Source organism: Acinetobacter sp. AS23, assembly GCF_023612055.1.
Classification (GTDB): domain Bacteria; phylum Pseudomonadota; class Gammaproteobacteria; order Pseudomonadales; family Moraxellaceae; genus Acinetobacter; species Acinetobacter oleivorans.
Genome location: NZ_CP082274.1, coordinates 3,391,135 through 3,413,956 on the forward strand (window position 1 = coordinate 3,391,135; position 22,822 = coordinate 3,413,956).

The following is a 22,822-nucleotide window of genomic DNA, read 5'->3' on the forward strand; positions in this document are numbered from 1 at the left end:
ATCCAATAAGAAAAGAACTATTTTCTGAAAATAGTTGAGCCTGCTTTAAGACATTATGCCTAAATTTGCGCTGCCAAACTTCATTAAACGTTGATAACGTGCTTCGCATCGTTCATTTGCTTCCAGTGGTAGCAATTCATCCAAAGCTTGCTTCAGAACTACTTTTAGGTTTTGCATGACTTGCTCAGGGTCTAAATGTGCCCCCTCACCTTCATCTACTACATATTCAACAATACCTAGAGATTGTAATTTGTCTGCTGTCAAACCTAAAGCTTCGCTCGCTTGAGCCGCTTTTTCAGCGGTTTTCCATAAAATAGATGCGCAGCCTTCTGGTGAAATCACAGAATAAATACTGTGCGATAACATAATGACTCTGTCAGCAACACCAATACCTAAAGCACCACCAGAACCACCTTCACCCAGTACTGTTGCAACAACAGGAACTTTCAAGCTTGAAAGTTGAGCAAGACTCGTTGCAATTGCTTCGGCTTGTCCACGTTCTTCAGCACCAACACCCGGGTAGGCACCCATCGTATCAATAAACGTGAAGACCGGAAGATTAAAACGCTCAGCCATATCTAATAGGCGTTGAGATTTACGGTAACCTTCAGGGTTAGCCATACCGAAGTTATGCTTTAATTTTTCACGGGTACTACGACCACGGTGTTGTCCAATGACCATCACAGGTTGACCGTCAAAACGAGCAAGACCACCTACCATCGCACCATCGTCACCAAACAAACGATCACCATGCAAGGCGTCAAACTCTGTAAAGATTTCACCGACATAATCTAGAAACTGCGGACGTTCAGGATGACGTGCAATTTGAACCGTTGTCCAAGCTTTGGACTGAGTAGATTTTTTCATAGGTCGAATATTATCCCTTTAATCGATAAATTTTTCCGACTGAATATTCAATTCAATGTCCCAATGCTTAAACTGCTCTTGCTCATCGTGCAAGTCGGCAACTAACAATGGCCATTGTTTGGCATCACCAGAAACACTAAGCTGCCATTGTTGATCATTTATGATGGTCAGTTCAATGGCAGGAAGCATCTGATCACTTCGACTATGGTTGAGTAAAACTGCTAGGCGAAGTAATAAACTTAAGTAAAGTAATTTATGACCACCAGCCTTCAAAATTTCGTTTTTTACATCATTTCGCAATTTACGACGATGGTGAGCAACTAAATGTGAAAGATGATTTTGATCAATTTGCGAGAAACCAGGAATATCTGAGTGCTGTAATAAATAAGCACCGTGGCGATGATAACCACCATGACTAATTGCTAAACCAATTTCATGTAAATAAGCGGCTCGACGCAGTAAGTCACTGTCTTCACTGGTTAAATTAAGAGATTTCGCAACACCATCAAATAATTGTTGTGCTGTGTTTACAACTCGTTCTGCTTGCTTTGGATCTGCATTATAACGCCCCATTAAGGCCTGTACACTACGATCACGGATATCTTCATGTTTAAATCGACCTAACAGGTCATACATCACACCTTCGCGTAATGCACCATCAGAATATGCCAAACGATCAATTTCTAAAACTTCAAAAACTGCGTACAAAATTGCCAATCCGGCTGGCAAAACTGCTCGTCGATCTTCTCTTAGGCCTTCAAAATCAATTTCAGAAACATTTTTAAACTTAAGTAATTTATCTTTAAGTTTATATAGTCCTTCTCGAGTGACATTTTCTTGTTCATCACTTAAGCCCATATTGACCATAATTTGGCGACAGGCCTTGATCGTTCCACTCGAACCAACGACTGTATCCCACCCTTCCATTTTATAAGTCGTTGCAATAGCAGAAAGTTCTTTACGAGCAGCAACTACGGCCTTATCAAATGCTTTTTGTGTGATTTCACCATCAGAAAAATAGGCCGTTGTATAAGCCACACAACCCATTTGTAATGACTCGGTGTAAATAGGTTCAAACTCTTCACCGATAATGAATTCGGTAGAACCACCACCAATATCAACAACTAAGCGACGCCCACCATTGGCCATGGTATGCGATACACCTAAATAGATCAGACGGGCTTCTTCTCGTCCTGCAATAATTTCAATAGGTTTAGGTAAAATTTCTGCAGCTTTTTGAATAAATTCATGACCATTTTTTGCCTGACGCAAGGCATTCGTAGCCACGATTCGTAAACGATTAGGTTGAACAGAGCTCAATCTTCCAACAAAACGGGCTAGACATGCTAAACCACGTTGCTGCGCGGCTTCTGTTAAATTTTTATTTTCATCTAAACCAGCTGCAAGCTGTACTTTTTCTGACATCGAAGCAACTTTTTTAACTTCGCCATGATCTACCCGTGCAATTGCAAGGTGAAAGCTGTTCGACCCCATATCTATGGCGGCAAGTAATTCTTCATCAATCAGAAAATCAGACATTATTGAACTAAACCCATAACAATTCACGCCTAGAGTAATTCACAAGAATGCAATTGAAAAGCCATTTTCATCAACAATTAATAGCCATCGATATTTTTCTATTTGTTAAACGATTGTACAAGCCGATGATGAATATCGTGAGCATCCATTAGACAAATTTAGTTAAGCCTTGAATAATAGCATCAAACCCTTACATTGAACTAAGTAGCTATGTAATACTGATAGAGATAATTTCTCCTGTAGTAATAGCACTTTTTCTAAAAATTGGAGCCGTACCATGTCTGCGACTATTGTAAATACAACTGATGATAACTTCCAAGCAGATGTTCTAGACGCTGAAACACCTGTACTTGTTGACTTCTGGGCAGGTTGGTGTGCACCTTGTAAAGCCATCGCACCTGTTCTTGAAGACCTATCAAGTGAATATGCTGGTAAAGTAAAAATTGTTAAAGTTGATGTAACTTCTTGCGAAGATATTGCGGTGAAATACAATATCCGTAATATTCCTGCTTTATTACTTTTCAAAAATGGTGAAGTTGTAGCTCAACAAATTGGTGCTGTACCTCGCTCTAAACTTGTTAGCTTTATTGATGAAAATGTTTAAGTCAAAATGCTAAGAATAAAAATACGCTATACTTTTTTATAGCGTATTTTTTTCGGCTATAAATTGACAAATTAACTAAGCTGGCTTATATTGCATGCTCAAGAGGCACTGAAGGGAATCATCTTCGTCCGGCTTCTTACAAGACACAAACATAAAGATCGCCACTCGGCAACAGAAATTGTTTTTTCACATTTTTCTTCGAAACAATCAATCAGACTTCTGAATTGTTATTGTGTAAATACAATTGCGATAATCTTTTTTGTATGCGAGCGATTTTTCTTCTTTTTAAACCACACTCTACTCTTTCCTAATTCTGACCCTTATGAATTTAACTGAACTCAAGAAAAAACCAATTGGTGAATTAATTAAAATTGCTGAATTTATGGGCCTGGAAGGTATGGCTCGTAATCGAAAGCAAGATATTATCTTTGCCATTTTGAAACGCCATGCAATGAATGGCGAAGAAATTTTTGGTGATGGCGTTCTTGAAATTCTCTCTGATGGTTTTGGTTTTTTGCGCTCTGCCGCAGGTTCGTATTTAGCAGGTCCGGATGATATTTATGTGAGTCCTTCACAAATCCGACGCTTTAACTTGCGTACAGGTGATACCATCACAGGTACTATTCGCCCTCCAAAAGAAGGTGAGCGTTATTTTGCGTTGCTCAAAGTTAACCAGATTAACTATGACACGCCAGAAAATTCTCGAAATAAAATTTTATTTGAAAACTTAACACCTCTTTTCCCAACTGAACAATTGGTTATGGAACTCGGTAATGGTACGACAGAAGATTTAACTGCTCGTGTTGTTGACTTAGTTGCGCCAATTGGTAAAGGACAACGTTCTATTATTGTTGCACCGCCAAAAGCGGGTAAAACAATGTTACTCCAAAATATTGCTCAATCGATTGTTAGAAACAATCCTGAAGTATTCTTAATTGTTCTATTAATTGACGAGCGTCCAGAAGAAGTAACTGAAATGGAACGTACTGTTCGCGGTGAAGTCATTGCTTCAACATTCGACGAAGCTCCTGCTCGCCACGTACAAGTTGCAGAAATGGTAATTGAAAAAGCAAAACGTCTTGTTGAACATAAAAAAGACGTTGTGATTCTTCTTGACTCTATTACCCGTCTTGCTCGTGCTTACAACACGGTTATCCCATCATCAGGTAAAGTATTAACTGGTGGTGTAGATGCTCATGCATTAGAGCGCCCTAAACGTTTCTTCGGTGCTGCACGTAATATTGAAGAAGGCGGATCTCTTACGATCATTTCAACTGCTTTGATTGAAACAGGCAGTAAAATGGATGACGTAATTTATGAGGAATTCAAAGGTACAGGTAACCAAGAGATTACACTTGATCGCCGTATTGCTGAAAAACGTGTCTTCCCTGCTATGAATATTAAGAAATCTGGCACTCGTCGTGAAGAGCGTTTAATGGATGATGATAACTTACGTAAAGTATGGATCCTCCGTAAGCTTCTACATCCTATGGATGAATTGGCGGCAATGGAATTCTTACTTGATCGTATGAAAGAAACCAAAACAAATGATGATTTCTTCGATCAGATGAAGCGTAAAGCTTCAACTTAATCGATTAATCTTCAATAAAAAGCCACTCTTTTGAGTGGCTTTTTATTTGGTTGACAAGCTTTACACAAAAATACATTTTGCAGTTTTTTATGTAAATTTACTTATAAGCTTTTGATAATAATTATTTTTGAATTAAAAAAAATAAGTTTTTTAGTAGTTTACCTCTACCTTTTCCAATACACTCGAGCCGATTGATTGTTTTTTTCTGTTAAAAAACAGACTGTTTTTCTGTTTTTCATACATTTTTTTGACAGACGACAGTAGTATTTCAGCATTTGCAGTGATAGCATAGCGGCAGACCAGTTAGACTGCTCCATGCGTTGTTACCTAGCTACGTTTTAGGAATAATAAAAGCAAAACAGTCCAACTTAGGTTTTTTTAATCTCAAATCTTTTTTGTGAGAGTGATGCCATGTTATTCAAAAAATTTGCTGCCGTTGCTGCTGTAGCTGCTACTTTAGCTTTCGTTGGTTGTTCTAAGAAAGAAGAAGCTCCTGCTGCTGCTTCTGAAGCTTCTGCTGCCGCTTCTACTGCTGCTACCGCTGCTTCTGAAGCTGCTACTGCCGCTTCTCAAGCTGTTGATGCTGCTTCTGCTGCCGCTTCTGCACCTGCTGCTTCTGCAGCTGCTGCTTCTGCGCCTGCTGCTTCTGCACCTGCATCTGCTGCACACTAATCTATATAGATTAGAAAAAAGAGGACATTTTGTCCTCTTTTTTTATGCCTAAATTTTATATTCTAAAAATCATTTCGCTTAAACTATCTAGATAAATTGATATCACACATCGTAGCTGAATAACGCCATCTAAATATAAGTAAAAAAAAGCAGATCAATCGATCTGCTCATTTCCAACGCGTTGTCTAAATTTTTGACCTGCTCTGAAGGTCACTACCCTACGTGCAGAAATTGGAATTTCTTCACCTGTTTTAGGATTACGTCCTGGACGTTCGCGTTTATCTCTTAACTCAAAATTACCAAAACCAGAAAGCTTAACCTGCTCCCCTGCAATAAGTGCTTGGCTAATTTCGTCGAAGAACAACTCGACCATTTGTTTTGCTTCACGGCGATTTAAGCTGGTTAACTCACTTAAATGATCAGCCATGTCTGCTTTAGTTAATGCTGTCATGAGGCCCTCAATGTCGCTTGATAAGTGTTTTCTAACACTTGGATTATATTGTCCATACCAGATTTAATTTCAGCATCTTCAAGCGTACGTGAAGGATGTTGCCACAAAAGTGCAAACGCTAATGAGCGCTTACCATCTTCGACACCCTGCCCCGTATACACATCGAATAACCATGTAGAGTCTAAAAGCTCTCCACCAGTTTGTTCGATTAACTGCTGAATATCTCTAACATTTATATTATCAGAGATTAAAAGCGCAATATCACGTCTAACCGAAGGAAAACGTGATAATTCTGTAAAATTAGATACATAAGATTGCAAAACAGCTGTTTGATCAAGTTCAGCCACCCAAGTCGTGCTTAAATCAAGCTCATTTTCTAGAGATGGATGCAAACGGCCCAAGTAACCAATTGATTTACCTTCTACTAAAATTTCAGCCGATTGTCCTGGATGCAACCACGCACGTTCTGAACGAACATATTCAACACTTACACGTCCAGCAGCTAATATCTCTTCAATTTCACCTTTGAAATCAAAGAAATCCATTGGTTGAGGCTTAACATGCCATGATTCTGGTTCTTGTGAACCCACTGCAACCAGAGCCAACGTAGGAGTCTGTTTTAAATCTTCAATGCTCTTAGCATTTTGATAATCAAAACGCAGTCCGAATTCAAAGAAACGAACACGACTTTGCTGACGGTTGAGATTATATTGTACGCAAGGAATTAAGCTAGAAAGTAAAGTACTACGCATTGCAGCCAAATCACTTGAAATTGGATTTGCTAGCATGAGTGGCTGAACTTCTGGATTTAATTGCTTTTCAAGTTTTGCATCAGCAAAGCTAAAGCTAATTGCTTCTTGATAACCTAAAGTCACGATCGTTTGACGCAACTCAGCGAGTTCAAAACGATCTTGATATTTAGCAAATTTAACATCCATGCTTGGTAAGCTAATTTGGATATTGTCATAGCCATCAATACGCGCTACTTCTTCAATTAAGTCTTGATAAATAGCCATGTCATAGCGATGTGATGGTGGTACTACACTCCATTCACCTTCAGCCTTAACTGTTACCTTACCCCCTAGTCGAGTTAAAGCATCTGCAATGAACTCACCCGCAACTTGATATCCCAATAATTGGTCTACTTGAGCTTGTTTCAGTTCAATTGCTTCACGCTTAGGAAGTAGATCAGTTTTTTCAGCTACAGTAATTGGACCAAACTCGCCGCCTGCTAACTCTTGAATAAGTTGAGAAGCACGATTCATTGCAATTAAAGGTAATTCGAAATCTACACCGCGTTCATAACGCTGCGAAGAGTCTGTATGCAAACCAAAACGACGAGCACGACCAGCAATCGCAAGTGGTGCAAAGAAAGCACTTTCTAGGAAAATATCAGTCGTATCATCAGTTACACTTGATGATAAACCACCCATAATTCCAGCAATTGCTAGAGCTTTTTGATCATCAGCAATCACCATTATATCTTTTTGCAACTCAACTTCTTGATCATTCAGAAGTTGTAATTTTTCTTGTTGTGTTGCTTGACGAACATGTACAGTCCCTTCGATTTTAGACAAATCGAATGCGTGCATTGGTTGACCCAATTCCATTAAGACATAGTTGGTCACATCAACCAAAATACTATGTGTACGAATTCCTGAACGTGATAAAGCCTGTTCCATCCACTCAGGAGTCGCAGCTTTTACATTAACGTTTTTAACTACACGCCCTAGATAACGCGGAGCACCTTCAGTACTGATAACTACTTTTTTCTCATCAGCAATAGTGGCATCAACCGAGTTAATTACAGGCTCATTCATTTGTAGCTTATTAATAACTGCAATTTCACGAGCAATACCACGAATACTAAAACAGTCACCACGGTTTGGCGTAATGCTGATATCAATGACATTATCATCAAGTTTGAGGTATTCACGGATATTTACTCCTACTGGAGCATCAGCTGGCAATTCGAGCAAACCATCGATTTTATCTTCAAGATCGATCTCAGAAGCACCACAAAGCATGCCTTGTGATTCAACTCCACGAAGTTTACCTTTTTTGATTTTAAAATCGCCAGGTAATACTGCGCCAATGGTTGCCACAGGTGCTTTCATTCCAACACGAACGTTCGGTGCGCCACATACAATTTGTAAAGGCTCACCTGAACCAATATTCACCGTTGTAACGCGTAGACGGTCTGCATCAGGGTGCTGCTCAACAGTGAGCACTTCACCTATTACAACACCAGTAAATGGTTTAGCCACAGGTGCCAACTCATCAACTTCAAGACCAAGCATCGTCAACTGATCAGACAATGTATCACTATCAATTGCCGGATTAACCCATGTACGTAGCCAATTTTCGCTAATCTTCATCTTTATAAACCTTTTTTAATCCTGAAAAACTGTTAGGCAAATTGGCGTAAGAAACGCACATCATTTTGATAGAACATACGCAAGTCATTAATGCCATAACGCAACATAGCAAAGCGCTCTACCCCTAGACCAAAAGCAAAGCCTTTGTATTTATCAGGATCAATACCCGCGGCACTTAATACATTTGGATGTACCATGCCACAGCCTAAAACCTCTAACCAACGGCCACGTTCATCCATAATATCTACTTCTGCACTTGGCTCAGTAAACGGGAAATATGATGGACGGAAACGTACCTTTAAATCTTTTTCAAAAAACTCATTCAGCAGGTTAATGAGTAAACCTTTTAGTTCAGCAAAGCTGGTGTTCTCAGCAACGTATAGACCTTCGATCTGATGGAACATTGGCGAATGCGTCTGATCAGAGTCACAACGATAAACACGGCCTGGACATACGATACGAATTGGTGGCTCACTTGTTTCCATGGTACGAATTTGCACACCAGACGTGTGCGTACGCAGTAAATGAGTGGCATCAAAATAGAAAGTATCGTGCATAGCACGCGCTGGATGGTGACCAGGAATATTTAATGCTTCAAAATTGTGATAGTCATCTTCAACTTCTGGACCAGTCGCAACTGTAAAACCAGCTTTAGTGAAGAACTGACAAATTCTTTCTTGTACTTGAGTAACAGGGTGAACTGTACCAACGCGTTGACCGCGGCCCGGCAAAGTAATATCAATCGTTTCGCTTGCTAGCTTTTGCTCAAGTGCTGCCTGTTGTAATGCCGCTTGACGTTCTGTTAAAGCAGTATTAATTGTTTCTCGAACAGCATGAATCGCAGCACCTTGTACTTTGCGTTCTTCAGGGTCCATTTTCCCTAATGCTTTCGATTGTTCTGCAAGCTGGCTTTTTTTCCCTGTAAATTGCACACGCACCTGATCAAGTGCAACAAGGTCTTGAGCTGCTGCAATGGCAGCAAGCGCTTCTGTGGTCAGGGCTTCCAGTGACATATTAACTCTCAAAGCAACAAATTAAAAAAATATAATAAAACACTGCATTCTAACAGTTTTTCATCAGATTGATGAAGTTTATCCATCATGAAAAATGTATTAGGCAACAAAAAGATAAAACGTATAAGATAATAGCATCGTCAATGAGATCAACTATTATGGCGCTCAATCAAATTTGGAAACAACAACTTACGCTTGTGACGTATGGTAATGAATACCTCCGTCAGAATTTAAGCTTTACCCAATGGCGACAACATCATATTTTTGACCACCATAGTTTTCAGTTTCGTGACTTAGCTTCTCAGCATTTACTCGCTCAACACTTTCAAGTTTGGCTAGAAGCGCTAAAAAAACAAGGTACCACTCAGCTCAGTTTACACTTATCAAGCCTTCTAAATGAAGAGCAAAATCCAAACAGCAACGTTGAGCTTTTGCCTTATACTCATTTTATCGTTAGCCATCAAAATGATAAGAAATTTGCATGGATTTTTGGACATGAACTTGCTGAATGGTATAACAATGATAATGAGTTTGAAGCTCCTGCTTCACAAACCTGTGAGCTTCGTTTAGAAACTTTCTGGCGTTTTGAACTCAATGAAAAATTATCAAAAAAAATTGAAACTGATTTAAAAAATCCTCCATGGCAAGAAATAGCTGACTTTATGGAGAGTGAATTATTTCGTAGTAAATATGCAGCAGGGTTTGAAGAACCAGAATTTCAAAAAACTCATTTTGATGGCACAAACATTACGAGCCAAGAACCAAGACTTGCTTTAATTCCAGAGAATTATCCTGCAGATTATGCTCATCAACTTTTATCTCGTACTCAAGCATTGGCTAATTATTTAGAACAAAAGAAACGCCTTGCAAATGATCCATTAGGAGAAGAGCTAGACCAAGAACAACTCATTAATTTAAGAAATTTTACGCAAAAAACTGATGATTTGTTTGCCAAACTTATTGTTAAGGCTGCAAATCACTACCAAACAGCTCAGATTGTACCTGTAGTTAAAGCCTCTCCGTTCGAGCAATCAAATGAAAATCCACAACATTTGAAATCTCACCAACATAAAGGCACTGGTTCAGGCGTTATTAAGCTGATTATTCTAACGATTATTATTTGTGCTCTGGCTTATTATTTTGGGCTTTAACTTAGATTAGAGTTTCCATTGATAAAGTAATTCTGTTATTTCGAAGCCGAACTCGGGTAGTTCGGTTTCGCCAATTATTTTGGCTCCCATTTTTTCATAAAAAACCGGCTAGGATTTTTATTAAAAACTTCTAAACGAATAAAACTGTATCCCTGATTTAAAGCACATTGATAGAAATTTTGGAATAACTCACGGCCTATGCCTTGTTTTTGAACTTCTCTTAAAAGATAAAAAGCAAGAATTTCAGCAATATTATTCTCTGGATTTAAATAACCATCGAGAAAGCCTTTCACTATTCCATTTTCAGTATAGATAAGCAACTTATGATCAAGGCTTTTGGTGATTTCTTTCCATAACTGTTCTCGATCTAGCACGTTAAGCTCATCTAATATTTCCTGCTTAAGCATACCTGTATAGGTTTCTTTCCAACACTGCACATGTACTTCTGCAATAGATAATGCATCCTTAAAAGTAGCTATACGAATTTCTCTTTCGTTTAGTGATTGCAATTCGTTCCCCTCCTTTCACTACTTTTAAAGTGAAGCACCAATTTGTTTCATACAAACTTATTCAGCTAAAAACCGCTCTCGAACATTCATTAAAGCAAAACCCAACAAATTTAAGCCTTGCCATTGAGATGGATCTTGAATATGTGGATGGTCTTGTGCCATACCAATTCCCCAAATTTTATCGACTGGAGATGCTTCAACCAAAATACGATCTTTTGTAGCTAATAAGAATTCTTTCAATTTATGATGCTGAGAGAATTTAGCAAAGTTCGCCTGTACCACTATGTCAAAACGTTTTTCTCGCCATACCTGTTCATCATAATTACGCACTTTACGACCTAGCTGTTTTGCCTCATTCGGATGTTTAACCTGCAAGATCCGTGCAAAAGTTTCTTCATTATTAAATAATTTTGCTTTTTGCGCCATCATATAGTGCTCAGCAGTAAAGTATTCATCACCTTCCACTTTAAATTGCGCAGGAAACCACTGGCTAAAACAGCTTTTATCAACAAGATCAGCGTGTTTAGGAGTATGCCCCCAAAAATATAAGTATTTAAACTGGTGGCCTTGCTGTACTTTTTGAATTAGGTCATCTAGAAATTTTTCGTCTTTCATCATTTATCTCTGATTATTTTCTTTTTTAAAATAGAACCACTAAAAATAAAAAAGACCGCTAAAAAGCGGCCTCTTTTTGAATCTCTAAGCTTATGCAGCTAATGCGCCTTTAGCTTTTTCAGCTAAAGCAGCAAATGCTACTGCATCATGCATAGCGATGTCAGCTAATACGCGACGGTCGATGATCACTTGAGCTTTTTTCAAGCCATCGATCATACGGCTGTAAGACAAACCGTTTTGACGAGCACCAGCATTGATACGCGCAATCCATAGAGCACGGAATTGACGTTTCTTTTGACGGCGGTCACGATAAGCGTATTGACCAGCTTTGATTACCGCTTGGAACGCTACGCGGTAAACGCGTGAACGAGCACCATAGTAACCTTTAGCGCGAGCAAGAATTTTTTTGTGACGACGATGAGCCACTACACCACGTTTTACACGAGCCATTTATAATCTCCTTAGATGTATGGGCACATACGACGAACTGAGTTCACGTCAGAAACATGAACCATTACACAGCCGCGTAATTGACGGATACGTTTAGCAGATTTTTTGGTCAAAATGTGGCGCTTAAATGCTTGTTTGCGCTTGAAACCGTGTGCAGTCGCTTTAAAGCGTTTAGCAGCACCGCGGCGAGTTTTCATCTTAGGCATAACAACCTCTTTTGAACACCTGTTCGGAACGTTTGCACCATTGCAAAAACGACCTGCAGGTAAGGGAGCCAATATTCTAAAGCATCCCAACTTAAAACAAAAGTAAAATGCTCATTTTTTGATAGTAAATTGTCTATTTTATATAAACGATATTTTCTATAATCAATTATCAAATTACGAGAAAATCCACAAAATCATCGCCTATAATAAGTGCAATCTCTTCAATTCAAAAGAATATGAATATACAAAATGATGCTTTCGCTGCATTACGGTATCGAGACTTCTCTATCGTTACGATCAATCAGTTTTGCTTAACGCTCGCAATTTTGATTCAAGAAATTATTGTTGCCTATTCATTATACCAAATCACCAAAGACCCACTGACTTTAGGTTTAATCGGACTTGCAGAAGCCATTCCTTTTATTGCCCTTTCTCTTTGGGGAGGCTATTTTGCAGATAGGTTTAATAAACAGATTATTATGAAAATCTGTTTATTTTTTTCGGTTCCCCTTCCCTTGGTTTTATGGTTACTTTTCCACTTACATGGTTTAGGGCATATCAGTGTTAGCTTCCTTTCTTGGGGCATTTATGCTGTTATTTTTGGCTTAGGAACAATCCGCGGTTTCTACAATCCTTCTGCAACATCTTTAAAACCATTTTTAATTCCACGCGAACTTTATGCAAATGGTGCGACATGGACAACCATCGGCTGGCAAAGTGGTGTAATTATTGGACCAATGCTGGGTGGTTTTATGCTTGCTTATTTAGGTAGAGAAACCAGCCTATTTAGCGTTGCTGTTTTGCTTGGTATTTGCTTTATTTTAATTAACTTATTGCATAAACGTGATTTCCCCAAAATTGAAACGGACAATATTTTAGAAAGCCTAGGAGACGGTTTCCGTTTTATCTGGAAAACCAAAATTGTTCTTTGGGCGATTTCTCTTGATTTAGCTTCTGTTTTATTTGGTGGGGTTATCGCGTTATTACCAATTTTCGCAGAAGATATATTAAAAGTCGGTCCGGAAGGGCTTGGATATTTACGAGCTGCTCCATCTATTGGTGCACTTATTACCATGATTGCTTTGACTCGCTTTCCGCCAACTCAGCATGCATGGCGTAACATGTTACTTGCTGTAGCAGGTTTTGGAATATTTACTATTCTGTTCGCCTTCTCAAACAATATGTGGTTATCTCTTTTTGCTCTTGCTATGACAGGCGCATGTGACAGTATTTCTGTTGTGGTAAGACAAACCATTTTGCAAATTTTCCCACCAGAAAATATGCGAGGCCGCGTTGCTGCCGTAAACGGGATGTTTGTATCTTCGAGTAATGAATTAGGGGCCTTTGAATCAGGTTTAGCTGCTAAATATTTAGGCACGATTACCGCTACAATTTTTGGAGGCTGCATGACGCTGGTTGTTGTGACTTTCTGTTGGATCAAAACGAACGATCTATTTAAAGTTGATATCACCAGAAGCTCAGAAGATTAATTTAAAGATTTATAAATCAAAGCATCTTCGGATGCTTTTTTATTTTAAATAAAACCCATCACCACCCAGTAAATAAACAAATAGCGCCCTGCTTTAGCAATAATAACAATACCAAGGAAGCGCCAAAAATTTTCTTTGAAGAGTCCAGCAACCAAAGTAATTGGATCACCAATAATAGGCGCCCAACTTAAAAGTAAAGAGTAAAAGCCATACTTATGATAAAAGCGCTGGGCTTGTTCTAAACGCTTTTCAGAAACTGGAAACCACTTTCGATGTTTAAACTGCTCTATCTTTAGGCCTAACCACCAATTGACACAAGAACCTAAGACATTACCCAAAGTAGCAGTACCGATTAAAAGCAAAGCTGAATATTGTCCCTTTAATAATAAAGTTACCAACACCGCTTCAGACTGTAGAGGTAATAATGTGGCAGCACCAAAAGCACTGATAAAAAGCAAAAAGTAACTCAGCATAAGCAATTATACCAAATGACTTTTTGCTTTAAGCATTTATTAAATCTAGGCAAGAAATTAAGCTACTTTAATTGATAGTGCTTTCTGAACTGCTGGACGTGCTGTTAAGCGCACAATATATTCTTGTACATATGGATAGTCTTCAAGTTGAATACCTTGCCATTCATAACGCAAGATCCAAGGTAAAATTGCCATGTCAGCAATCGAGTACTCACCAGCAACAAACTTCTGACCAATTAATTGTTTATTAAGTACACCATATAAACGTTTAGTTTCATTTACATAGCGATCTATGGCATAGGGAATTTTTTCTGGGGCGAAACGATTAAAATGATGATTTTGCCCAAGCATAGGTCCTAACCCGCCCATTTGCCACATGAGCCACTGCTCAACCTCAACTCGCTCTTGTTCATCATCTGGATAAAATAATCCAGTTTTTCGACCTAGATATTGCAAGATAGCACCCGATTCAAATATAGATATCGGCTCACCACGAGGTCCATTTTGATCAACAATCGCAGGAATTTTGTTATTTGGGGAAATTCTCAGGAAATCTGGTTGAAATTGATCATTTTCTAAAATATTAATTGGGTAAAGGGTGTAATCCAATCCCATTTCTTCTAAGGCAATTGTGATTTTATGTCCATTGGGAGTGCCCCAATAATATAGATCAATCATTCTATTTTCCTATTCATCGTTATCATGACTGCGTCTTGCGTTATATCATGTTTTAAGAGGAGCGATGAGATTTCCAACACTAAAAAACACATAAAATTCGTGAATTGAATTTCTTAAAAAAATATAGCAATTGTCTTAAATAAAACTGAACAAAGAAAAGTTAAGTGATATTTTTTATTAATATTAGAGTAAAAAAAAGCACTGCTTTTGCAGTGCTTTTTTTGAGTATTACTTTTTCTTTTTCGGTCCAAGTAACATACCCATTTGACGGCCTTCCATTTTTGGTGCTTGTTCCACAACCCCATACTCAGCCACGTCTGCTTCAATTTTTTGCAATTGAGCTAAGCCAAGTTGTTGATGAGCCATTTCACGACCACGGAAACGTAAAGTGATCTTCACTTTGTTTCCTTCTTCAAGGAATTTCAAAATAGCACGAAGCTTAACTTGATAATCACCAACATCAGTTGCAGGGCGCAGTTTGATTTCCTTCACTTGCACTTGATGCTGTTTTTTCTTCGCATCTTTTTGCTTCTGCTTAAGGTCAAACAAGTGCTTGTTGTAATCCATAATTTTACAAACAGGCGGCTCGGCGTTTGCAACGATCTCAACAAGATCAAGTTCAACCTCTTCAGCAGCACGCAGTGCTTCACTTAATGAAACAATTCCTTTTTGCTCACCTTCAGCACCGACGAGGCGTACTTCTTTTGCACGGATCTCATCGTTAATTGCTGGACGGTTGCTTTTTGCACCTTGTTGTTGGTTACGGTCAGGCTGTTTAATCTTTCTTACTCCACAATATACCGGCCGCGTTCGGCGACGGCAGACTTCACTAAGTCAATGAATGCATCTACTGACATAGTACCTAAATTTTTTCCTGAGCGCGTACGTACATTCACTGTACCTTCTTCAACTTCTCGATCACCAAGAACCAACAGGTAAGGAATACGCTCTAAAGTACGCTCACGAATCTTAAATCCGATTTTTTCGTTTCTCAAGTCAGAAATAGCACGAAGACCATTTTCTTTGAGTTTTGCTACGACTTTCTCACAAGCCTCAGCTTGAGAGTCAGTAATATTCATAACACATGCTTGTAACGGCGACAACCAAGGTGGCATGAAACCAGCGTAGTGTTCAATTAGTATACCAATAAAACGTTCAAAACTGCCAAGAATTGCACGATGCAACATAACAGGCTGATCACGATCATTGTCTTCAGTTACGTAAGACGCATCTAAACGCTCTGGTAAGTTGAAGTCACACTGAATAGTACCACATTGCCATACACGTCCGAGACAGTCTTTCAATGAGAATTCAATTTTCGGACCGTAGAACGCACCTTCACCTGGCTGTAGTTCCCACTCAAGACCCGCTGCATCTAAAGCATCTGCTAAAGATTTCTCAGCCATATCCCAAAGCGCGTCATCACCCACACGTTTTTCTGGACGTGTAGACAATTTCATTTGCACTTCTTCAAAGCCAAAATCTTTATAAACATCTAAAGTGAGCTTGATAAAATCTGCAACTTCTTGACCAATTTGTTCTTTAGTACAGAAGATATGAGCATCATCTTGTGTAAAACCGCGTACACGCATAATACCGTGTAAAGAACCAGATGGTTCGTTACGATGGCAAGAACCGAACTCGGCTAAACGAATTGGTAAATCACGGTAAGACTTCAAACCTTGGTTGAAAACTTGCACGTGACATGGGCAGTTCATTGGCTTAACCGCATAATTACGACTTTCAGAATGAGTCGTAAACATGTTGTCAGCGTAGTTTGCCGCATGACCAGATTTTTCCCAAAGCGTAAAGTCTACGATTTGCGGAGTTTTAATCTCGAGGTAACCATTGTCTTGCTGAACTTTACGCATGTATTGTTCAAGAACTTGGTAAATCGTCCAACCATTTGGATGCCAGAACACCATACCCGGTGCTTCTTCTTGCATATGGAACAAGTCTAAGGCTTTACCAATTTTACGGTGGTCACGCTTTTCAGCTTCTTCAATACGCTTAATGTACGCAGCAAGCTGTTTCTTATCAGCCCATGCTGTACCATAAATACGTTGAAGCTGTTCATTCTTCGCATCACCGCGCCAGTAAGCGCCAGAGATTTTTGTCAGCTTGAATGATTTTAAGAATTTGGTGTTTGGTACGTGTGGACCACGGCACATATCCAAATAATCTTGATGGTAGTACAAGCCCATTTGTGTTTCTTCAGGCATGTCTGCAATCAAGCGTAATTTGTATTCTTCGCCACGTGCAGTAAATTCAGCAATTACTTCATCACGTGGTGTCATTTTTTTAACGACATCGTAATCTTGGTCGATGAGCTTTTTCATGCGCTCTTCGATCGCTGCCATATCGTCTAATGTAAACGGACGAGGCATCCAGATGTCGTAGTAAAAACCTTCTTCAATGACTGGACCAATCACCATCTTGGCTTCAGGGAATAGCTGTTTAACAGCATGTCCTACAAGGTGTGCACAAGAATGGCGAATAACTTCAAGACCTTCTTCATCTTTTGGAGTGATAATTTGTAAGGTCGAATCTTCGGTAATTAAGTCACATGCATCAACTAAGCGATCATTTACACGTCCGGCAACAGTATTTTTTGCTAGACCAGGCCCGATACTTTGGGCAACTTCCATAACAGATACAGCGTGATCAAAACTTTTTTGATCGCCATTTGGCAATGTGATAATTGGCATAAAAAAATCCTTAAGGAGTGATGCCCTATACGAAGGAGCATTTCACCGCGAGATTATGATCGAGGCGAACCTCAAAATATAAAAACGGTGTAAATCAAAATTAAAAAACCTGAAAGATTTTACACTTGTTCAAGCAAAGTGAAAACCTTTGAGCCCACAAAATCATAAATACATTTTGCTTATCAGGTAAACAGCAATAAATGACTTAAAAATATATTGGGAAGATTTTTTAAACACACTCAGCGCAAGTGGTTTAAGATGAAGAAAATAGCATTTTTGCTCATTTTCTGACTGAAGGGTATTTCTGTTTAAGACTAAAGCATAGATGCTTTGATGCGTATTAAGTCATATTTTCAAAGAATGAATTAAAAATAGAACACGGAGTTGTTTACCATGGTTAGTGCTTATGATGAGTTACCACGCACACCCGCAAACTTTGTTGCATTGTCACCTCTACGCTACTTAGAGCGTGCAGCTTATATTTATCCAAATCAAGCTTCGATTATTCATGGTAAGCGCCAAATTTCATGGAAAGAAACTTACCAACGTTGTTGCCAGTTTGCTTCTCAGCTCAAACAACTGGGAATTGAAAAAAATGATACGGTGTCGGTCTTATTACCAAATATTCCTGCCATGGTTGAAGCACATTTCGCAGTTCCAATGGCTGGTGCCGTACTTAATACACTCAATACTCGCTTAGATGCAAAAACCATAGCTTTCATGCTTGAACATGCTGAAAGTAAAGTGCTGTTGGTTGACCCTGAATTTGTTAATTTGGCAAGAGAAGCCCTCTCTCTTATTCCTGACCAACACATTATTGTGATTGATGTAGCTGATGATGAATATGAAGGTGAAAATCAATTTATCGGTTCTTTTGAATATGAAGAATGGATAGCCCAAGGCGATATTAACTTTGTATGGCATTTACCAAAAGATGAATGGGATGCAATTAGCTTAAATTATACATCTGGAACTACAGGTAATCCTAAAGGCGTGGTTTATCATCATCGTGGGGCTTATCTGAATGCTGCAAGCAATATCTTAGCCTGTGGCATGAAACCTCGTGCTGTGTATTTATGGACATTACCGCTTTTCCATTGTAATGGCTGGTGTTTTGCATGGAGTATCGCAGCAAGCGGTGGAACGAATATTTGTTTGCGGAAAGTCGACCCAGAATTAATCATGCAACTCATTGCAGAACATAAAGTTGATTATTTCTGTGGTGCACCGATTGTTCTTTCAATGATTATTAACTTACCTAAAGAAAAACAAACCAACTTTGATCACCATGTTGAAGTGATGGTTGCTGGAGCAGCTCCTCCAGTTGCTATCATTGAAGGTATGCGAAACATGGGAATTAACGTCAACCATGTTTATGGCTTAACAGAAACATATGGTCCTTCTGCCTTGTGTGCTTCACAATCAGGATGGAATGAACTTTCAATTGCTGAGCAAGCTCAGCTTCATTCCCGTCAAGGTGTGCCCTACCCACTACAAGACAGTATGCGTGTGCTAGACCCTGAAACAATGCAGCCTGTCCCGAATGATGGACAAACCATGGGGGAAATTATGTTTCGTGGCAATATTGTCATGAAAGGCTATTTAAAGAACCCTCAAGCAACTCAAGAAGCTTTTGCTGGCGGATGGTTCCACACGGGAGACTTAGCCGTTTGCCATCCCGATGGTTATGCAAAAATTACTGACCGATCAAAAGACATTATTATTTCAGGTGGAGAAAATATTTCATCTCTAGAAGTAGAAGATGTGTTGTATAGACACCCTGCTGTTCTAACTGCTGCCGTCGTCGCTAAACCCGATGCCCGTTGGCAAGAAGTACCCTGCGCATTTATTGAATTAAAAATGGGTGCCACAGCAACACCTGAAGAAATTATTGAACATTGCCAAAAAGAGTTAGCACGCTTTAAAGTTCCTAAAGATGTGGTTATTACAGAAATTCCAAAAACATCAACCGGTAAATTACAGAAATTTATTTTGCGAGAATGGGCAAAAGAACGTGCTGAAAATATATAAATAAAAAAAGCGACGCCTCGAGCGTCGCTTTTTTATTTAAGCGCATTTAGCCTTGATCAGACAATAATGCGATTTGCTGCACATAGTTAACAAATTTAACTTTTGATGCCTCAATATCTGCTTCACTCGCCTGTTGAGTTTTATCGCGGTTGATTCTCAACACATGCTGACGCAAAGTGTGACGTTCCGATGCATTATAAATTTTACTAAATTCATTAATTGCAGGATCACCCTGTTCAATCATGCGGTCAACCCAACGCATTAATTGAGCCTGTCTTTTTGCGCCTTGCTGCGGGGTTAAATAAGACAAGATAATCGTCTCATCTTCATTGCGCAATAACTTACCAATACGTTGAAATTGGCGACGACGTGCTTCAAAAGAACTAATGTTCTGCACTTCCATTAAAGCATCAATTAAACGCTCATCAACTGGAAGTTTCTGAATTTGTTTAATAGAAAGTTGTGCGAGTTGCTCACCTAAAGCAGCCATACGTTGCACTGCTTTTTTCTGTTCGGTTTTACTTGCACGCCCTTCTAAAGAACCGAAATCTTCTTCAGTATAACGTTGGGAACCACGTGCCACGATTAATCTGCCTCATAAAATTTTGCTGCGAATAACGCCAGTACTTCATTTAATGCCTGCTCTTCGTCGGTACCATCAATGACCAATCGCAAAGTGGTCCCTTTACCTGCACCTAACATCAGCAAAGACATAATATTTTTTGCATCTACCAAATGATCGCCTTTTCCAATCTGGATCGACGAACGAAACTTTGTAGTGACCTCTATCAGTTTTCCTGATGCACGAGCATGTAAACCGAGTTTATTAATTACATCAACAGTTGTGTCTATCATGACCAGTGCTTCATTTCTCTGTGTAAGACCTGAACAGACCATTCTGCCTCAAGTGCTTGTTTTAGTCTATCTACGATATAAACCGAACGATGTTGCCCCCCAGTGCAACCAATAGAAATCGTCATATAGTGACGATGTCCTTCAGCAAATGCGGGAAGCCATTTTTTTAAGAAGTGAAGAATATCATCAAACATTTCGTTTGCTTGCGGACTTGCTTCTAAAAATAGTCTTACTGGCTCATCCAAACCAGAAAAACGTCTTAATTCTAAATCCCAATGCGGATTTGGTAAATGCCGTACATCAAAAACATAATCGGCATCTAAAGGAATGCCATGTTTATATCCAAATGACTGCAATATGACAATAAGCTTATCTGACTGCCCTAATTTAGACAGTAAAATATGCTTTAAATCATGAACGCTTTTATCCGTTGTATCAATATGAACCGTAGCGCGGAACTGAATTGGAAGCAGTAACTGCTTTTCTTCATGAATACATTGCAACAGACTTTTAAAACGATTAGCTAATGGATGCGGGCGACGCGATGCACTAAAACGCGCAATCAGATCCTGATCTTGTGTCGTCAAGTAAATAACATCAACAGTTCCATGTCTTTGTAATTGCTCAAACACATGATCGAACTCTTGCATATCTGCCCGAGTACTTCTTACATCCACTCCTAAAGCTAATTGCTCCAGATTGTTTTCATGATCTAGCTTTGCCACAATTTCAGGCAGCAATGCCAAAGGCAAATTATCAATACAGTAATAGCCCAAATCTTCTAATACTTGAAGGGCCGAAGATTTTCCTGAACCAGACTGTCCTGTCACGATAAGTATACGCTTCATGGCATGGCTGTCCTTTGATCTCTTTTATTGGGGTGTAAAGGCAACTTCTAAATTGTCAATCAAACGAGTTGCACCAAGTTTTGCCGCGACAAACAACACAATATCACGATCAAATTGAGCAGCAGGTAACAGATTTGTCTGACGAGCTTCGACATAATCAACAACAAAGCCATTATCTGTCAACTGAGTTTTGATATCTTCTACAACTTGTTGCAAATCTTTGCCTTGATGTAACTGTTGCTCAGCCTGCTTCAAACTTTGATAAATAACCGGAGCAATCTGACGGTGCTCAGCGCTTAAATAACCATTTCTTGAGCTAAGCGCCAAACCATCTGCTGCACGAACAATTGGCACGCCAATTACTTCTAAAGGAATATTTAAATCTTGTACAAACTGACGAATAACGGCTAACTGTTGGTAATCTTTTTGTCCAAAGAAAGCGTAATTCGGTTGCACAATATTAAAGAGCTTAGTTACAACCAAAGCGACACCATCAAAGTGCCCTGGACGTGAACTACCACATAAAGCATCTGTAATCTGGCTGACACTGATGTTCGTTAAACGCGGTTGTGTACCGTACATTTGCTCAACTGATGGCGCAAAAATAATGTCACACCCAACATCGGCAAGTAGGCGACTATCTTGCTCTAAAGTACGAGGATAATTGTCAAAATCTTCGCCTGGGCCAAATTGAGTCGGATTTACGAAGATGCTTACAACCACAACATCACATAGCTTTTTCGCTTCACGAACAAGTGTGAGATGCCCTTCATGTAGATTTCCCATTGTTGGGACAAAACCAATAATTTTACGTGCAGCTCTAGCAGGATTTAAAGAAGCTGCAAGACCTTGTATGGTGGTTTCTGTTTTCATGAATTACAGCTCAACGTGAAAAGTATGTTCTTTGGCAGGGAATGACTGATCCTGCACAGCAGCATGAAAAGCTTTGAAAGCGTCTAAAATAGCAGTTTCACCTGATTGCTCTTTCATAAAGTTACGTACAAAACGCGCAACTCGACCAAAAGTTAAACCCAACATATCTTGTACAACCAGTACTTGACCATCGGTTGCATTACCTGCACCAATACCAATTACAGGCGTATTTGGGAATAATTCAGCAATTTCTTGACCCAACTGAGCAGGAACACATTCAAGTAATAATACCGCTGCACCCGCCTCAACCACTGCTGTACAATCAGCAATAAGCTGATCTGCTGCTTCACGTGTTCTAGCTTGTAATTTATAGCCACCGAATACATGTACAGATTGAGGTGTTAAGCCTAAATGTACACAAACAGGTACACCATTACGGGTTAAAACCTGCACGATTTCACTTAACCATGCACCGCCTTCGATTTTCACCATTTGAGCGCCAGCTTGCATGACTGTTCTTGCATTTTGCAAAGCATCATTCAAGGTTGCATAACTCATAAATGGCAAGTCCGTCATAATCAAGGCATGCTGATTACCACGGCGCACCGCTGCCGTATGATAAGCCATATCTTCAACGGTTACTGGCAAAGTTGAATCTCGCCCTTGAATTGCCATTCCAAGAGAATCACCAATTAAGATTGTATCAATTTCAGCAAGTTCCATTGCTTTTGCCATGCTTGCATCGTAACAAGTTAGACAAGAGAACTTACGTCCTTCGGCTTTAAATTTTCTTAAGTCACTTAGACTAATCATGATGATA

Annotated in this window: 24 protein-coding genes and 1 pseudogene; 6 read left to right on the top strand and 19 right to left on the bottom strand. The window is 39.3% G+C overall.

From position 1 onward, the window contains the following. Positions 1 to 45: 45 nt before the first annotated feature. Both K6I41_RS16050 and ppx read right to left on the bottom strand, forming a co-directional pair. A complete protein-coding gene (locus K6I41_RS16050) occupies positions 46 to 867 on the bottom strand; it encodes an acetyl-CoA carboxylase carboxyltransferase subunit alpha (protein ID WP_013198918.1) in 822 nt (273 codons plus the stop codon). Positions 868 to 885: 18 nt separating this feature from the next. Next, positions 886 to 2,406, bottom strand: a complete 1,521-nt coding sequence (gene ppx / locus K6I41_RS16055; RefSeq protein ID WP_004794521.1) for an exopolyphosphatase — start codon at positions 2,404 to 2,406, stop codon at positions 886 to 888. 277 nt (positions 2,407 to 2,683) lie between these two features. Between ppx and trxA the strand changes: the two genes are divergently transcribed. Together trxA and rho are read left to right on the top strand one after the other, a co-directional pair. After that, the gene (gene trxA, locus K6I41_RS16060) at positions 2,684 to 3,010 is read left to right on the top strand and encodes a thioredoxin (RefSeq protein ID WP_003655060.1); all 327 of its coding nucleotides are present in this window, start codon (positions 2,684 to 2,686) and stop codon (positions 3,008 to 3,010) included. A gap of 322 nt (positions 3,011 to 3,332) precedes the next feature. Next, a complete protein-coding gene (gene rho / locus K6I41_RS16065; RefSeq protein ID WP_004794523.1) occupies positions 3,333 to 4,601 on the top strand; it encodes a transcription termination factor Rho in 1,269 nt (422 codons plus the stop codon). A 164-nt stretch (positions 4,602 to 4,765) separates the two neighbouring features. Here rho and K6I41_RS16070 read toward each other — a convergent pair whose 3' ends face one another. Beyond that, on the bottom strand, positions 4,766 to 4,918 hold the full coding sequence (locus K6I41_RS16070; protein ID WP_107880773.1) for a hypothetical protein: 153 nt from the start codon (positions 4,916 to 4,918) through the stop codon (positions 4,766 to 4,768). A 94-nt stretch (positions 4,919 to 5,012) separates the two neighbouring features. On the opposite strand from K6I41_RS16070, the gene K6I41_RS16075 reads away from it, so the two are divergent. Continuing rightward, a complete protein-coding gene (locus K6I41_RS16075) occupies positions 5,013 to 5,273 on the top strand; it encodes a hypothetical protein (RefSeq protein ID WP_174727301.1) in 261 nt (86 codons plus the stop codon). A gap of 154 nt (positions 5,274 to 5,427) precedes the next feature. On the opposite strand, the gene K6I41_RS16080 is transcribed toward K6I41_RS16075, so the two are convergent. Genes K6I41_RS16080 through pheS form a run of 3 tightly spaced genes read right to left on the bottom strand, consistent with a single transcriptional unit; the run spans position 5,428 to position 9,115 of the window. Then, positions 5,428 to 5,724, bottom strand: a complete 297-nt coding sequence (locus tag K6I41_RS16080) for an integration host factor subunit alpha (RefSeq protein ID WP_000126166.1) — start codon at positions 5,722 to 5,724, stop codon at positions 5,428 to 5,430. After that, positions 5,721 to 8,102, bottom strand: coding sequence for a phenylalanine--tRNA ligase subunit beta (gene pheT, locus K6I41_RS16085; RefSeq protein WP_250374776.1), 2,382 nt, complete (start codon positions 8,100 to 8,102; stop codon positions 5,721 to 5,723). Before pheT ends, K6I41_RS16080 begins: the two co-directional genes overlap by 4 nt. Before the next feature lie 32 nt (positions 8,103 to 8,134). Beyond that, on the bottom strand, positions 8,135 to 9,115 hold the full coding sequence (pheS, locus tag K6I41_RS16090; protein WP_004794529.1) for a phenylalanine--tRNA ligase subunit alpha: 981 nt from the start codon (positions 9,113 to 9,115) through the stop codon (positions 8,135 to 8,137). A 158-nt stretch (positions 9,116 to 9,273) separates the two neighbouring features. Between pheS and K6I41_RS16095 the strand changes: the two genes are divergently transcribed. After that, on the top strand, positions 9,274 to 10,266 hold the full coding sequence (locus K6I41_RS16095) for a hypothetical protein (protein ID WP_250375800.1): 993 nt from the start codon (positions 9,274 to 9,276) through the stop codon (positions 10,264 to 10,266). A gap of 6 nt (positions 10,267 to 10,272) precedes the next feature. Here K6I41_RS16095 and K6I41_RS16100 read toward each other — a convergent pair. From K6I41_RS16100 to rpmI, 4 genes and pseudogenes are all read right to left on the bottom strand, one after another. Beyond that, a pseudogene (locus K6I41_RS16100) lies at positions 10,273 to 10,775 on the bottom strand (GNAT family N-acetyltransferase). A 57-nt stretch (positions 10,776 to 10,832) separates the two neighbouring features. Further along, on the bottom strand, positions 10,833 to 11,390 hold the full coding sequence (ybiA, locus tag K6I41_RS16105; RefSeq protein WP_250375801.1) for a riboflavin biosynthesis intermediates N-glycosidase: 558 nt from the start codon (positions 11,388 to 11,390) through the stop codon (positions 10,833 to 10,835). A 90-nt stretch (positions 11,391 to 11,480) separates the two neighbouring features. After that, the gene (gene rplT, locus K6I41_RS16110; protein ID WP_000124858.1) at positions 11,481 to 11,840 is read right to left on the bottom strand and encodes a 50S ribosomal protein L20; all 360 of its coding nucleotides are present in this window, start codon (positions 11,838 to 11,840) and stop codon (positions 11,481 to 11,483) included. An 11-nt stretch (positions 11,841 to 11,851) separates the two neighbouring features. Beyond that, positions 11,852 to 12,046 (bottom strand): 50S ribosomal protein L35, encoded by a 195-nt coding sequence (gene rpmI / locus K6I41_RS16115; protein ID WP_003655048.1) that lies wholly within the window; start codon positions 12,044 to 12,046, stop codon positions 11,852 to 11,854. Positions 12,047 to 12,282: 236 nt separating this feature from the next. Here rpmI and nreB point away from each other — a divergent pair, with 236 nt between their 5' ends. Further along, positions 12,283 to 13,536, top strand: coding sequence for a nickel resistance MFS transporter NreB (nreB, locus tag K6I41_RS16120; protein WP_013198924.1), 1,254 nt, complete (start codon positions 12,283 to 12,285; stop codon positions 13,534 to 13,536). A 44-nt stretch (positions 13,537 to 13,580) separates the two neighbouring features. Here the strand turns inward: nreB and K6I41_RS16125 are convergent, their stop codons facing one another. From K6I41_RS16125 to thrS, 4 genes are all read right to left on the bottom strand, one after another. Next, positions 13,581 to 14,009: a YqaA family protein gene (locus K6I41_RS16125; protein ID WP_049837865.1), complete on the bottom strand. Its 429-nt coding sequence runs from the start codon at positions 14,007 to 14,009 to the stop codon at positions 13,581 to 13,583. Between the two features lie 57 nt (positions 14,010 to 14,066). After that, entirely contained in the window at positions 14,067 to 14,687 is a 621-nt protein-coding gene (locus tag K6I41_RS16130; protein WP_005302422.1) for a glutathione S-transferase N-terminal domain-containing protein, read from the bottom strand. A 228-nt stretch (positions 14,688 to 14,915) separates the two neighbouring features. Next, a complete protein-coding gene (gene infC / locus K6I41_RS16135) occupies positions 14,916 to 15,467 on the bottom strand; it encodes a translation initiation factor IF-3 (protein WP_081399203.1) in 552 nt (183 codons plus the stop codon). 5 nt (positions 15,468 to 15,472) lie between these two features. Further along, complete coding sequence (thrS, locus tag K6I41_RS16140; protein ID WP_250374777.1) at positions 15,473 to 17,395, bottom strand: threonine--tRNA ligase; 1,923 nt, start codon at positions 17,393 to 17,395, stop codon at positions 15,473 to 15,475. 393 nt (positions 17,396 to 17,788) lie between these two features. Between thrS and K6I41_RS16145 the strand changes: the two genes are divergently transcribed. After that, positions 17,789 to 19,426, top strand: coding sequence for an acyl-CoA synthetase (locus K6I41_RS16145; RefSeq protein ID WP_250374778.1), 1,638 nt, complete (start codon positions 17,789 to 17,791; stop codon positions 19,424 to 19,426). Between the two features lie 46 nt (positions 19,427 to 19,472). On the opposite strand, the gene yjgA is transcribed toward K6I41_RS16145, so the two are convergent. The 5 genes from yjgA to panB are packed head-to-tail and all read right to left on the bottom strand — an operon-like array spanning position 19,473 to position 22,815. Further along, entirely contained in the window at positions 19,473 to 20,009 is a 537-nt protein-coding gene (gene yjgA / locus K6I41_RS16150; RefSeq protein ID WP_004794549.1) for a ribosome biogenesis factor YjgA, read from the bottom strand. Positions 20,010 to 20,011: 2 nt separating this feature from the next. Next, complete coding sequence (locus tag K6I41_RS16155; protein ID WP_013198928.1) at positions 20,012 to 20,281, bottom strand: HPr family phosphocarrier protein; 270 nt, start codon at positions 20,279 to 20,281, stop codon at positions 20,012 to 20,014. Further along, positions 20,278 to 21,129: an RNase adapter RapZ gene (rapZ, locus tag K6I41_RS16160; protein ID WP_004794551.1), complete on the bottom strand. Its 852-nt coding sequence runs from the start codon at positions 21,127 to 21,129 to the stop codon at positions 20,278 to 20,280. Before rapZ ends, K6I41_RS16155 begins: the two co-directional genes overlap by 4 nt. 24 nt (positions 21,130 to 21,153) lie before the next feature. Beyond that, positions 21,154 to 22,002: a pantoate--beta-alanine ligase gene (gene panC, locus K6I41_RS16165; protein ID WP_005302410.1), complete on the bottom strand. Its 849-nt coding sequence runs from the start codon at positions 22,000 to 22,002 to the stop codon at positions 21,154 to 21,156. 3 nt (positions 22,003 to 22,005) lie between these two features. Next, entirely contained in the window at positions 22,006 to 22,815 is an 810-nt protein-coding gene (panB, locus tag K6I41_RS16170; RefSeq protein ID WP_004794557.1) for a 3-methyl-2-oxobutanoate hydroxymethyltransferase, read from the bottom strand. Between the last annotated feature and the right edge of the window lie 7 nt (positions 22,816 to 22,822).

Bases quoted from the DNA above. Each gene is read 5' to 3' on its own strand.
- K6I41_RS16050 (WP_013198918.1), bottom strand. From the start codon at position 867: ATGAAAAAATCTACTCAGTCCAAAGCTTGGACAACGGTTCAAATTGCA.
- ppx (WP_004794521.1), bottom strand. From the start codon at position 2,406: ATGTCTGATTTTCTGATTGATGAAGAATTACTTGCCGCCATAGATATG.
- trxA (WP_003655060.1), top strand. From the start codon at position 2,684: ATGTCTGCGACTATTGTAAATACAACTGATGATAACTTCCAAGCAGAT.
- rho (WP_004794523.1), top strand. From the start codon at position 3,333: ATGAATTTAACTGAACTCAAGAAAAAACCAATTGGTGAATTAATTAAA.
- K6I41_RS16070 (WP_107880773.1), bottom strand. From the start codon at position 4,918: ATGGAGCAGTCTAACTGGTCTGCCGCTATGCTATCACTGCAAATGCTG.
- K6I41_RS16075 (WP_174727301.1), top strand. From the start codon at position 5,013: ATGTTATTCAAAAAATTTGCTGCCGTTGCTGCTGTAGCTGCTACTTTA.
- K6I41_RS16080 (WP_000126166.1), bottom strand. From the start codon at position 5,724: ATGACAGCATTAACTAAAGCAGACATGGCTGATCATTTAAGTGAGTTA.
- pheT (WP_250374776.1), bottom strand. From the start codon at position 8,102: ATGAAGATTAGCGAAAATTGGCTACGTACATGGGTTAATCCGGCAATT.
- pheS (WP_004794529.1), bottom strand. From the start codon at position 9,115: ATGTCACTGGAAGCCCTGACCACAGAAGCGCTTGCTGCCATTGCAGCA.
- K6I41_RS16095 (WP_250375800.1), top strand. From the start codon at position 9,274: ATGGCGCTCAATCAAATTTGGAAACAACAACTTACGCTTGTGACGTAT.
- ybiA (WP_250375801.1), bottom strand. From the start codon at position 11,390: ATGAAAGACGAAAAATTTCTAGATGACCTAATTCAAAAAGTACAGCAA.
- rplT (WP_000124858.1), bottom strand. From the start codon at position 11,840: ATGGCTCGTGTAAAACGTGGTGTAGTGGCTCATCGTCGTCACAAAAAA.
- rpmI (WP_003655048.1), bottom strand. From the start codon at position 12,046: ATGCCTAAGATGAAAACTCGCCGCGGTGCTGCTAAACGCTTTAAAGCG.
- nreB (WP_013198924.1), top strand. From the start codon at position 12,283: ATGAATATACAAAATGATGCTTTCGCTGCATTACGGTATCGAGACTTC.
- K6I41_RS16125 (WP_049837865.1), bottom strand. From the start codon at position 14,009: ATGCTGAGTTACTTTTTGCTTTTTATCAGTGCTTTTGGTGCTGCCACA.
- K6I41_RS16130 (WP_005302422.1), bottom strand. From the start codon at position 14,687: ATGATTGATCTATATTATTGGGGCACTCCCAATGGACATAAAATCACA.
- thrS (WP_250374777.1), bottom strand. From the start codon at position 17,395: ATGCCAATTATCACATTGCCAAATGGCGATCAAAAAAGTTTTGATCAC.
- K6I41_RS16145 (WP_250374778.1), top strand. From the start codon at position 17,789: ATGGTTAGTGCTTATGATGAGTTACCACGCACACCCGCAAACTTTGTT.
- K6I41_RS16155 (WP_013198928.1), bottom strand. From the start codon at position 20,281: ATGATAGACACAACTGTTGATGTAATTAATAAACTCGGTTTACATGCT.
- rapZ (WP_004794551.1), bottom strand. From the start codon at position 21,129: ATGAAGCGTATACTTATCGTGACAGGACAGTCTGGTTCAGGAAAATCT.
- panC (WP_005302410.1), bottom strand. From the start codon at position 22,002: ATGAAAACAGAAACCACCATACAAGGTCTTGCAGCTTCTTTAAATCCT.
- panB (WP_004794557.1), bottom strand. From the start codon at position 22,815: ATGATTAGTCTAAGTGACTTAAGAAAATTTAAAGCCGAAGGACGTAAG.